Source organism: Paraburkholderia sp. MM5384-R2 (genome assembly GCF_014201025.1).
In the GTDB taxonomy this organism is placed as follows: Bacteria; Pseudomonadota; Gammaproteobacteria; order Burkholderiales; family Burkholderiaceae; genus Paraburkholderia; species Paraburkholderia tuberum.
Map to the genome: position 1 here is coordinate 52,377 of NZ_JACHDI010000036.1, position 9,627 is coordinate 62,003.

Genomic DNA, 9,627 nt, shown 5'->3' on the forward strand with positions numbered 1-9,627 from the left:
CGAGTTGGGAGCGCAATATGCAAGCACGCCTGAATTGTTCTCCGGGCGGGACCGGACCCGAGCTTGCACCGCGGCCGGCGCCGATGCACATCGTGCTGTTCGGCGCGGGACACGTCGGCCATGCGCTCGCGCATCTGCTTGGCAGCCTGCCGTGCGTGGTCCAGTGGGTCGACGAACGCGACGAGCTGTTCCCCGACGAAACGCCGCCCAACGTGCAGGTCGAAGCGACCGACACGCCCGAGGCGATCGTCGACGCGGCGCCGCCCGGCGCGTGGTTTCTGGTGATGACGCACAACCATGCGCTCGATTTTTCGCTGGCCTCGCGCATCATGCGACGGCGTGATTTCAGCTACTTCGGCATGATCGGCTCGAACACGAAGCGCGTGAAGTTCGAGCGGCGACTGCTCGAACGAGGCGTGGAGTGGGAGCGGCTCGCGGAGATGACCTGTCCGATCGGCGTCGAAGGGATCGTCGACAAGGCCCCCGCCGCGATCGCGATTGCGGTGTGCGCGCAACTGCTGCGACTGAGGACACGGCAGGCCGCGACGGTTCATGCGTTGGGGCAGGCCGCGAACCACGTCCGCGCAACGGCGCAGATCACGGTTTAGGCCATACGGCGCAACGGGGGCTTGCGCGCGACCAGCTCACCCGACACCTCGGACATCAACGTCCTCAGCCAGCCGATATCGCTCGGCCGATCCGGCTGCGGATGCCACAACTGATAGCAGCGGATGCGCGGAAACGCGATCGGCACGTCGACGACCGCGAGCGGCAACATGCTCGCGTAGTGCATCGCGAAACGCCGCGTCGTCGTGAAGATCAGATCCGATTGCAGAAGCGTCTGCGCGACGAGGCCGAAGTAGGGCAGCGTCGCGACGATGCGCCGGCTCGCCTTCGCCCGCGCGAAGCCGGTATCGATCGCGCCGCCGCGCGCGCCGCTGTAGGGTGTCGGCGCGAGATGCGGCGCGGCCAGATAGGCTTCGCGGGTGAGCGGCTCGTGTGTCAGCGGATGGTCCGCGCGCATCATGCACACGACGGTATCGGCGAACAGGTCGCTGCGCTCGAAGCGCGGATCGGGCTTCGGCCAGTTGCCGATCACCAGATCGAGTTCGCCGGCGTCGAGCGCGGCCGAATGATCGAGCAGCGGCCCCAGCGATTCGATTTCGAGCCGCGCATGCGGCGCCGCTTCGCGAAACCGCGCGATCACGGTCGGCATGAAGAAGTCGTTCAGATAGTCGGGCGCGGCGACGCGAAAAGTGCGGCGCGAGCGGTCCGGGTCGAAATCGCCATGCGGCGTCGCGACGAAATCGACATCGCGCAACACGCGCTGCGCGGCCGCGAGCAGCGACTCGCCGTATTCGGTCGGCACCATGCCCGACTTGCCGCGCACCAGAATCGGATCGCCGAGCGTTTCGCGCAGCTTGCGCAGCGCGGTGCTGATCGCGGGCTGGGTCTGGTTCAGCCGCAACGCGGTCTGCGTGACGCTGCGCTCGACGAGCAGCGTGCGCAGCACGCGCACGAGCCAGATATCGAGTGAGGCGGCGGTGTCGTCCATGATCGAAGCGTGGTGGCGCGGGCGCTGCCGATGAACTCGCCGCGCGGCGCGCGCGTGGGGTGCGAAAGCTTAACCTTAGGCCCGTTTGCGCTTCGGCGGCATAGCGGGCACGGTATGGCCGGCATCAGCGCGACGCCTGCCGGCATCGATTCGTTCGGGCCGAAGCCGCAACCAGGGCGCGGCCCTCAGCGGCCGCCGCGTTATGCCGGTGTTGGTTTGTCCGGCAGCCCCCATGGCAGCGAACTGATCCGCTTCACCTCGCGCGATTCGAGCCAGTTCGGCGTGCGCGCGCAGTACAGCACCATCGGCAGCGCGTCCTCGCCCCAGAACAGCTGATCGTTCAGACGAAACGTCGGCACGCCATAGACGCCGAGTTCGATCGCATCGGCGGTATTGCGCTGCAATTGCGCCTTCACGGCTTCGTCCTGGATCAGTTCCGGGCCGTCCGGCTTGCCGACGCGCTCGCACAGCTCGGCGAACGCTTCGTCGCTCGACGGATCGCGCCCCTCGCGCCAGATGAAGCGGAAAATCTCGCGCACGAATTGCACGTCGCCGTTCGCGGCGGTCGCGAGCAGCAGCGGCTTCATCGAATCGAAGGGATGGGCGGGCGGCATTTTGTACGGAATGCCGAGCTGCTCCGCGCGAAACAGCGCGTGCCGGTACATGAAGGTGCGCTTGGCGGGCACGCTGTACGCGGAGCGCTGGCCCCAGTGGCGATACAGATCGTTCAGCACGACCGGCGTGAACGCGAAGTCGAAGCCGGGCCATTTGTCGTATTGCTCGAGCAACAGGTAGGTGAACGGCGAGACGAAATCGTAAAACCACTGCCGCTGTTGGGCGTCGATGCCAACGGTCATAAATGTCTCCCGGATTGCCTGTGTCGGACGACGCGGACGGTGCGTCCGTTATCTCATCAAAATTGTAGCGATCTTACGCGGTGCGGTCCCGGCTTGCACCGGTCGATATCCCCTGATGGCGGCCGGTGGGCGTAGGTTCCGGCGGTGTCGTCAGGGGCGCTCAGCCTTTGACTTTATCGGCCGCCTGCTCGTCGGCCTCGTCCAGCCCGCCCTGCGTGTCGCGGCTTTCCGTGAGCCGCCGTCGCACGAAGCCGATGTGCTCGCGCAGCACGTAGAACTGGTCCGCGTACGCGAGCGGCATCTTCATGCCGTTGACCGAGTCTTCGATCGCGTCGAGCTGCTCGATCAGCGACGCGCGTTCGGCCGACGCATGTTCGCTGAGCGCGCTGCGTTCGATCGCGATCAGCGCGCCGTACCAGCGATAGATGCGCGATTTGACGCGCCACGCGTACAACCCGGGCACGACGCGCAGCGCCGGCACCAGCAGCACGATCAGCGGCACGACGATCACCAGCAGGCGGTCCGCGAGACTCGCGATCCAGAACGGCAGCGTTCGGTACAGGAAGCTCTTGCCCGACTTGTAGTAGCGCGCGGCGTCGTCGGAAAGCGGGAAGTCGTGCGCGAGCGGGGCGGGGAATTCGCCGGCGCGCTGCAACGTCGTCGCGCCGCCGTGCACCTCGCGCGCGGCTTCGATCAGCAGGTCGGACAGCGCCGGATGCAGCGAATCGCGCGCGATCAGCTCGGCGGTCGGCGCGACGATGCTGATCGAGTTCGCCGGCAGGTTCTTGCCGAGGTCGAAGGCGCCCATCGGCACCTTCAGCTGCGTCAGGTACGGAAAACGGCGCGTGTACGCGTCGGCCTGCGAAAAATCGTAGAAGCGCACGTTCTGCGTGCGGTAGAGCTTGCCCATCACGGCCGGCTGCGCCGAGTCGCCCGCGAGGAAGGTCGCGTCGATCGTGCCGTCGATCAGCGCGTCGGCGGCGGCGTCGCCCGTTAGCGGCAGCAATTGGGTCGGACCGCCCGGCACGATGCCGTTGGCCTTCAGCAGCGCGAGCGCGAGCTCGCGCGTGCCGCTGCCCTCGGGGCCGATCGCGAGGCGTTCGCCCTTGAACCCGGACAGCCAGTCGACGGGGGCGCCGCGGTAGAAGATCGCGAGCGGCACGTAAGCGACGCTGCCGAGCGACATCAGGCTTTTGTCCTTGTCGAGCCCGGCGGGCGCGATGCCGCTCTGCACGAAGCCGACGTCGACGTCCGCGTTCGGGTCCAACAGCCGCTTCAGATTGTCCTGCGAGCCCTGCGAGGCCAGCACGTTCAGCGTAATGCGATTGCGCGCAAGGATCGTCTTGTACTTCTGCGCGGCGATCCAGAAGGTGCTGCCGACGGGACCGGCGCTAATCGTCAGCGTATTCGGCGGGGCGGGTTGGATCAGCCGCACGGCGGCCCAGATTGCGACGATCACGAGCAGCACGAGCGGGCCGAACGAGACCGCCAGGTCGCGCCACGAGATCGCGACAAAACGGGCGACGAGATGGGTAGGGCGGGTGCGGCCGGTGTCAGGCTTCATCGGATCATCTGAAAGCGGCGGTCGATCGGGCTCGAATGCGCGAAGGCGGCTTGGGCGGCGCGCGCCAGCACGCGTCGCGCCGATGGTACCTGAGATTGGCGCGGCCGCGAAACGCGTAGCCGCCCGTCACGCCGACAGACGCGTAACAAATGGTGAGCACCGCGGCGAACGCCGGCATGAGCGCCGGCATGATGCCTGTGCAAATTCTTGCGCGACCACGGAGCGTGTCTGCTTCTCTCCGGCACGCATGACGCACCCGCTGTCGGCGCGCCACGCCGCGCGCTAAATCCTTTGCGCTTCTGTGCCGGCTAGATTAAATTGTGCATCGCTACCGCAATCCAATGTTTGCGGCGCGACCCCGGCAAGACGGACAAGAACCGGGTGCGTCGGCGAACGTCGCGGTTTGCCGGTTACCGGTTACCGGTTACAGGTAATCAGCCTCTCTCGCCTCTTGCACATCGTGTCACAGCCGTTGATGGCCGTCGCTCACGCGCGCGTTCGCGTGATGACGGCCGCCCGTAGTCGTAACGATGCCGCTTGTTCATGCGGTCCAATGTGAAACCAAGGAGAAGAGAGCTATGAAGACGGTCGGTTTTCTGAAAGCACTGGGTCCGGTTGTGGCGATGGTGGTGGCGTGCAACGTCTACGCCCAAAACGCTCCGGCAACCGATACGGCGTCGGCGGCAGCCGCCGTCAAGGCCGGCAAGGCAGCGAATCACGAACTTGGCCGTAAGGTGCGCCACGCGCTGACGAAGACCCAGGGTCTCGACGTGTCGCACATCGCCGTGCGCGCGCGCGGCGGCGCAGTGACGCTGACCGGCTCGGTGCCGACCCAGGGACAGATCGATGCGGCCGGCGAAGCCGCCAAGGGTGTCGACGGCGTAATGTCAGTGTCGAACAAGCTCAAAGTGGTGCAGCAGTAAGCGGTACGCGTGCGCGCGGCGCCGCAAGGCCCGCGTCGCGCGGTCTATCTATCAACCTGGAGGCTCCGGCATGATCGTCGGAGCTTTTTTTTCGCCGCCGGTTTTATGGCGTGGCACTCGCGAGGTTTGCGGGACCGCAGCAATGCGGCTTGCCGCACGCACAGGTCCTGATGGAGGCGCGGCCGTCGCGGATTCGTGCGCTGCGACACACTACCGACGCATCGCGAGGCGTACTGTGACCAAGAGGGAAGGGGGAGCCAAGGTCATGGAAACCACGCTGTTTCGTTATATCGATCTGCCGATCGGCGATCGCGCGGCATTCGAACTGGTGTGCGCGCGACACGGTTTCGCGCCCGCGCATTTCGACATCAGCGCGAGCGTGGCACCCGGTGAGCCGGCGCACGAGCGGGTCGTCACCGTGCGGCGCGGCAGTTGGTCACAATCGTATTACGACCGCCACGGTCAGTGGGTCAGGCAGTTCGAGGCGGATCTGACCTGCCGGTTCTTCAAATAGACACGGGTTGCGGCGTGCGCGCTTGACGCGTCTTCAGCGCCTCACGACAACACCAGCCGCACGCCGACCAGCGTCAGCGTCGCGGCGAGCAGATTGCGCAGCAGCGCGTCCGGCGCGCGCGAGGCCAGATAGCTGCCGATCGCGATGCCGGGCAGCGATCCCACCAGCAGCGACAGCAGGATCGACCAGTCGATCGAGCCGAGCAGCCAATGTCCGGCGCCCGCGAGCAAGGTCAGCGGCACCGCGTGCGCGATGTCGGAGCCGACGATGCGCGTCGTCGGCAGCATCGGATACAGCAGCAACAACACCGTCACGCCGATCGCACCCGCGCCCACCGACGTCAACGACACCAGCACGCCGAGGGTCGCGCCGGTCAGCATGGTCAGCGCGAGCGTGCGTGCCTGGCTCGGCGCGCGTAGCTTGCGCGCGCCGAGCGCCGCGAGCTGCGGACGGAACACCAGCGCGATCGCGGTAATCAGCAGCGCCGCGCCGAGCACGACCTGGATCAGCCGGCCCGCGCCGGGCGTATCCATTCCATAGCGATGCAGCAGGATCAGCGTGACGGTCGCCGCGGGCACGCTGCCGGCCGCGAGGCGTAGCGTGACCTGCCAGTCGACCGAGCCCTTCAGTCCGTGCACCAGCGTGCCGGTCGCCTTGGTGGCGGCCGCGTACAGCAGGTCGGTGCCGACCGCGGTGGCAGGGTGCACCTTGAACAGCAGGACGAGGATCGGCGTCATCAGCGAGCCGCCGCCGACGCCCGTCAGCCCGACCAGAAAACCGACGAACAGGCCGGAGACGGAGTACAGCAGATCGATGTGGGGTAGAGCCATTGAACGGAAAGCTGACGCAGCGCGGGTGAAGGGTTGGGCGGCAAGACCGGCGTACGCGCCGGGGCGGGTGGGTGCGGCGGCGTGCGGTGCGCTGCACGGCCGCGTCGGCCGGCGCCTCAGCGGCGAAAGGCGCTATTGTCGCAAAACTGGCGCGCCAGCGTGCGGCACTTGTTCAGGGGGAGCGCGTCGCGGCTGGCAGCGGGCTGCGTTCGGCGTGTGCGGCGCTGATGTGCCGCATGGCGTGTGAGGTGCCGCTCAGAGCGCGCGGCGGATTTCGACGACGCCGAACGCCGCGAGCGTGAAGCCGACCACGCGATCGATCGCGACGCGTAGCCTGCTGCCTATCGCATGACGCGCGAGCGACACCATGGTCACCAGACAGCACCACCACGCGATCGAGCCGGCGAACACACCGCCGACCGTCGTCAGCGCGATGGCCGGCGAGAACGCGCCGCGCGGTGCGAGCGTCGTGAATAGCGCCGCGAACATGATGACGGTCTGCGGATTGGTCAGCGTCAACAGCAGCGCGCTCGCGTACGCACGCAGCGCGCCGGCGCGGCCGATCTGCGCGAGCTTGCCATTGCCATTGCCGTTGCCGTTGCCATTGCCGTCGGCGGTTTCAGCGGGTGGCTTCTGCAGCAGCGCGCGCACGCCGAGATACAGCAGGAACAGGCCCGCGAGCAGATGCAGCGGGCGGTCGTACGCGAGCATGAACTGCGAAATGCCGACGAGGCCGAGCGCCGCGATCAGCCCGTAGGCCGCGTCGCCGCTGGCGATGCCGAAGCCGATCGCGAGTCCCGCGCGCGGACCGCCGCTCAGCGTTCGGCGGATGCACAGCATGCCCATCGGGCCGACCGGCGCGGCGATCGCGAGGCCGACGCCGGCAGCGGTGAAAAACAGACTGGTGGTGGACATGGGCAGGTTCTCGAGCGTTGTTCTGGCTGGGGCGGTCGCCTGCGGGCAGCCGGCGCACCCGCCAGCATAGCCAGACCGACAAGCGCGGGCAAGGGCGGGGATGGGTGAGACTCGACGCGCGATGACTCGCTTCAGCGGATCGGCCAGCATGGCGATGAAAGCTAACATGGCCGCGCTCGATTACAACGGCTTTTTTGTCAGAAAAACAAAAATGCCGCTCAGTTGCTTAACTGAACGGCATTGCGGCTCAATGCCGCTTTTTTTGTTTGGCCGTGATATCGGGAAAAAATCGCCTAAAAATGAGATGGCCAGAGCAATCGTTAATATCTGTCAATGAAGCTTTGTCTCAAATTAAAATCATTGACCGTGCCCCCGTTTAGGGAAACGCTGATCAATGGACCAACTGCCCAAGTTGCAGGCGAGCTGGCGTCGAATTTTCTGGATGACGAAGCGAATCGACACTCAGTTCGGTGAAGTACATGGGGATGACTGACGACCAAGGTCACAGCATCGCCGCGCCCCGTGTAAACCGGTTTTGCCAGAAAACGAAAATGCCGCTCAGTCGCTTAACTGAACAGCATTACGGCTTAATGCCGATTTTTTTGTTTGACCGTTGTATCGGAAAAATTCGCATAAAAATGAGATAGCCAGGACAATCGCTAATAATTGTCAAAAAAGTTTTATCTCAAATTAATGTCGTTGACCGTGACCACGTTTAGGTGGTTAATTCTCTGAGTGTTCTCTGGAAAATCAGAAAAGGTCAAATGGGACGACAGAAACAAGATGGTACCGTGGGCAAGGAAGAGTGCGAGCTTTGCCGTATCACCTATTCAATATATTCAAACTTCCCACCAATGCCGTCCGCAATGGCGCTGAACGCCGAAACCGGCGAATGGTTTCCGTTCGATAGGCTGAAGTCGTATTCAAACGGTTACGACATGGCTGAAGCCCTGGGTTACGCATGGGCGTGCGATTGTCGGGGGCGTAAAGCAACGCCAACGCTGACTTCGAAGGTTCGCACTGGCGTGTTGGCAGTACAGTCCGAAGCTGCACGGCACGACGAACAGTTCACACTTCACGATGCGAACGGCAGGCCGCTCGCCAGTACCTATTACACCGTGCGTCTTTTGTCAGGCGCTCTGCATCGCGGCACCACTGATTCTCAGGGACGCACCGAGCGATACGAAACAGAAGATGCTCAATCCATGCATATCTATCTTGGTCATAGAGAGGTGGCGTAATGCCTGATGCGCTTGGAACGGCAGTAACAAACACGGTCCCGAATTCATGCGTAGTTGTCCACTCGGACAGGCTTTGCAAACCTTGGGTTGCGTCAAGCCAGATTTCAACCTTCCTAGCGGTATGGGAGAGCGGCAGATTGAACGGCATAACACGAATTTTTCATTCGGATCGCTCACACATCGACGTGCCCGTTTCAGAGGGCTTTATTCTGGTTGTCTATCCCGATGATCGCGGAAATCCTACGGTGGGTTGCGGCCATCTTGTCTTGCCGGAAGACAATCTGCACCTCGGGCAGACAGTATCAGTTCAACGCGCCAGAGAGTTTTTGAAGAAAGATTTGAGGCGAACAGAACGGGCCATAAATGCAAAAGTGCATGTACCGTTGTTTCAATACGAGTATGATGCATTGGTGAGCATTTCTTTTAATGCTGGAGCAGGCCATGCTGCGGACGAATTGACGCATCGCGTAAATCAGGGGGACTACCGAAATATTCCGAATTACATAAAAGGATTTCGCTGTTCCTCGAGCTTGCACCAACGCCGGGAAACGGAGGCTAGAGTATTCTCTGAAGGTGTATATGATGCATCCCATTAGAATAATAGCTGTGCCGCTTATCCTGATTTTGACATTGCCTTTTCTTGACTCAATTGTGCTGGGCAAAACAATTTACTCGGTGCGGTTTGATTACAAAAAAGCAACGCCATCATCGGTATATTTTACTGGGAAATCGCGCGAAGAAATTGACCGCCTTTGCAAGACCGGTGAGCACGCGTCAACTGCCGATATCGCTGCATGCAGCCAAAGGAATTTCGAACAAATTTCCGCGCAATTGAATTCTACGATTAAACCGTTGGAGGCTGAGTTGAGGAAAGATGACGTTGATTTGAAAGCCGATAACAATCCTGTTGCATTGCCTTATTTTGAGAAGGGACAAAGGGCATGGGTCGAGTATCGCGACAACCAGTGTTACGCTGAGACCTATTCATTAGGCGAAGCGTCGATGCGTTATATGACGTTTTGGGATTGCATGGCGCGCATAACGAAAGAGCGGATAAGCGATCTGAAGAGCGCGGAAGACTAACGAAAGGCACCCTCGCCTCAAATACGTCGCCCCGCTTTGCGGGGCTTTCCATTGTGCGCCGAGCATGCGCAACAGCTTGGGGGTGTGAGTCCCCTGTCCAACCTGATGGTGGTGAAGGACTAGCGAAACGCAAGGGCGTCGTCGT

12 protein-coding genes are annotated in these 9,627 nt (G+C 63.0%); 7 read left to right on the top strand and 5 right to left on the bottom strand.

The genetic code is table 11. The features are described 5' to 3' along the window. Nucleotides 1–17: 17 nt before the first annotated feature. Nucleotides 18–608, top strand: a complete 591-nt coding sequence (gene xdhC, locus HDG37_RS34525; protein WP_184055483.1) for a xanthine dehydrogenase accessory protein XdhC — start codon at nt 18–20, stop codon at nt 606–608. Here xdhC and HDG37_RS34530 read toward each other — a convergent pair. From HDG37_RS34530 to HDG37_RS34540, 3 genes are all read right to left on the bottom strand, one after another. Then, nucleotides 605–1,555 carry a LysR substrate-binding domain-containing protein gene (locus HDG37_RS34530; RefSeq protein WP_184055485.1) on the bottom strand — a complete coding sequence of 317 codons (951 nt, stop codon included), beginning with the start codon at nt 1,553–1,555 and terminating at the stop codon, nt 605–607. The two genes, xdhC and HDG37_RS34530, sit on opposite strands and share 4 nt — an antisense overlap. 200 nt (nt 1,556–1,755) lie before the next feature. Beyond that, the gene (locus HDG37_RS34535; protein ID WP_184041122.1) at nt 1,756–2,412 is read right to left on the bottom strand and encodes a 2-hydroxychromene-2-carboxylate isomerase; all 657 of its coding nucleotides are present in this window, start codon (nt 2,410–2,412) and stop codon (nt 1,756–1,758) included. 160 nt (nt 2,413–2,572) lie between these two features. After that, nucleotides 2,573–3,976 (bottom strand): TAXI family TRAP transporter solute-binding subunit, encoded by a 1,404-nt coding sequence (locus HDG37_RS34540; RefSeq protein WP_184055487.1) that lies wholly within the window; start codon nt 3,974–3,976, stop codon nt 2,573–2,575. Nucleotides 3,977–4,554: 578 nt separating this feature from the next. On the opposite strand from HDG37_RS34540, the gene HDG37_RS34545 reads away from it, so the two are divergent. Both HDG37_RS34545 and HDG37_RS34550 read left to right on the top strand, forming a co-directional pair. Then, nucleotides 4,555–4,899, top strand: coding sequence for a BON domain-containing protein (locus HDG37_RS34545; RefSeq protein WP_184055489.1), 345 nt, complete (start codon nt 4,555–4,557; stop codon nt 4,897–4,899). A gap of 265 nt (nt 4,900–5,164) precedes the next feature. Further along, the gene (locus HDG37_RS34550; protein WP_184055491.1) at nt 5,165–5,413 is read left to right on the top strand and encodes a hypothetical protein; all 249 of its coding nucleotides are present in this window, start codon (nt 5,165–5,167) and stop codon (nt 5,411–5,413) included. A 41-nt stretch (nt 5,414–5,454) separates the two neighbouring features. Here the strand turns inward: HDG37_RS34550 and HDG37_RS34555 are convergent, their stop codons facing one another. Further along, nucleotides 5,455–6,243, bottom strand: coding sequence for a sulfite exporter TauE/SafE family protein (locus tag HDG37_RS34555; RefSeq protein WP_184055493.1), 789 nt, complete (start codon nt 6,241–6,243; stop codon nt 5,455–5,457). Nucleotides 6,244–6,498: 255 nt separating this feature from the next. Next, the gene (locus HDG37_RS34560; protein WP_184055495.1) at nt 6,499–7,158 is read right to left on the bottom strand and encodes a LysE family translocator; all 660 of its coding nucleotides are present in this window, start codon (nt 7,156–7,158) and stop codon (nt 6,499–6,501) included. 121 nt (nt 7,159–7,279) lie between these two features. Here HDG37_RS34560 and HDG37_RS34565 point away from each other — a divergent pair, with 121 nt between their 5' ends. The 4 genes from HDG37_RS34565 to HDG37_RS34580 all read left to right on the top strand — a co-directional run bounded on the left by HDG37_RS34565 (nt 7,280) and on the right by HDG37_RS34580 (nt 9,482). Continuing rightward, nucleotides 7,280–7,495: a hypothetical protein gene (locus HDG37_RS34565; protein ID WP_184055497.1), complete on the top strand. Its 216-nt coding sequence runs from the start codon at nt 7,280–7,282 to the stop codon at nt 7,493–7,495. Between the two features lie 427 nt (nt 7,496–7,922). Next, the gene (locus HDG37_RS34570) at nt 7,923–8,399 is read left to right on the top strand and encodes a hypothetical protein (RefSeq protein WP_184055499.1); all 477 of its coding nucleotides are present in this window, start codon (nt 7,923–7,925) and stop codon (nt 8,397–8,399) included. A gap of 137 nt (nt 8,400–8,536) precedes the next feature. Beyond that, on the top strand, nt 8,537–8,995 hold the full coding sequence (locus HDG37_RS34575) for a lysozyme (protein WP_260335212.1): 459 nt from the start codon (nt 8,537–8,539) through the stop codon (nt 8,993–8,995). Continuing rightward, nucleotides 8,979–9,482, top strand: coding sequence for a lysozyme inhibitor LprI family protein (locus HDG37_RS34580; RefSeq protein ID WP_184055503.1), 504 nt, complete (start codon nt 8,979–8,981; stop codon nt 9,480–9,482). Before HDG37_RS34575 ends, HDG37_RS34580 begins: the two co-directional genes overlap by 17 nt. Nucleotides 9,483–9,627: the final 145 nt, after the last annotated feature.

What these genes read in the sequence shown, in the direction of transcription:
- HDG37_RS34560 (WP_184055495.1), bottom strand. Translation starts at nt 7,158, where the DNA reads ATGTCCACCACCAGTCTGTTTTTCACCGCTGCCGGCGTCGGCCTCGCG.
- HDG37_RS34555 (WP_184055493.1), bottom strand. Translation starts at nt 6,243, where the DNA reads ATGGCTCTACCCCACATCGATCTGCTGTACTCCGTCTCCGGCCTGTTC.
- HDG37_RS34530 (WP_184055485.1), bottom strand. Translation starts at nt 1,555, where the DNA reads ATGGACGACACCGCCGCCTCACTCGATATCTGGCTCGTGCGCGTGCTG.
- HDG37_RS34550 (WP_184055491.1), top strand. Translation starts at nt 5,165, where the DNA reads ATGGAAACCACGCTGTTTCGTTATATCGATCTGCCGATCGGCGATCGC.
- HDG37_RS34540 (WP_184055487.1), bottom strand. Translation starts at nt 3,976, where the DNA reads ATGAAGCCTGACACCGGCCGCACCCGCCCTACCCATCTCGTCGCCCGT.
- HDG37_RS34535 (WP_184041122.1), bottom strand. Translation starts at nt 2,412, where the DNA reads ATGACCGTTGGCATCGACGCCCAACAGCGGCAGTGGTTTTACGATTTC.
- HDG37_RS34545 (WP_184055489.1), top strand. Translation starts at nt 4,555, where the DNA reads ATGAAGACGGTCGGTTTTCTGAAAGCACTGGGTCCGGTTGTGGCGATG.
- xdhC (WP_184055483.1), top strand. Translation starts at nt 18, where the DNA reads ATGCAAGCACGCCTGAATTGTTCTCCGGGCGGGACCGGACCCGAGCTT.
- HDG37_RS34570 (WP_184055499.1), top strand. Translation starts at nt 7,923, where the DNA reads ATGGGACGACAGAAACAAGATGGTACCGTGGGCAAGGAAGAGTGCGAG.
- HDG37_RS34565 (WP_184055497.1), top strand. Translation starts at nt 7,280, where the DNA reads ATGACTCGCTTCAGCGGATCGGCCAGCATGGCGATGAAAGCTAACATG.
- HDG37_RS34580 (WP_184055503.1), top strand. Translation starts at nt 8,979, where the DNA reads ATGATGCATCCCATTAGAATAATAGCTGTGCCGCTTATCCTGATTTTG.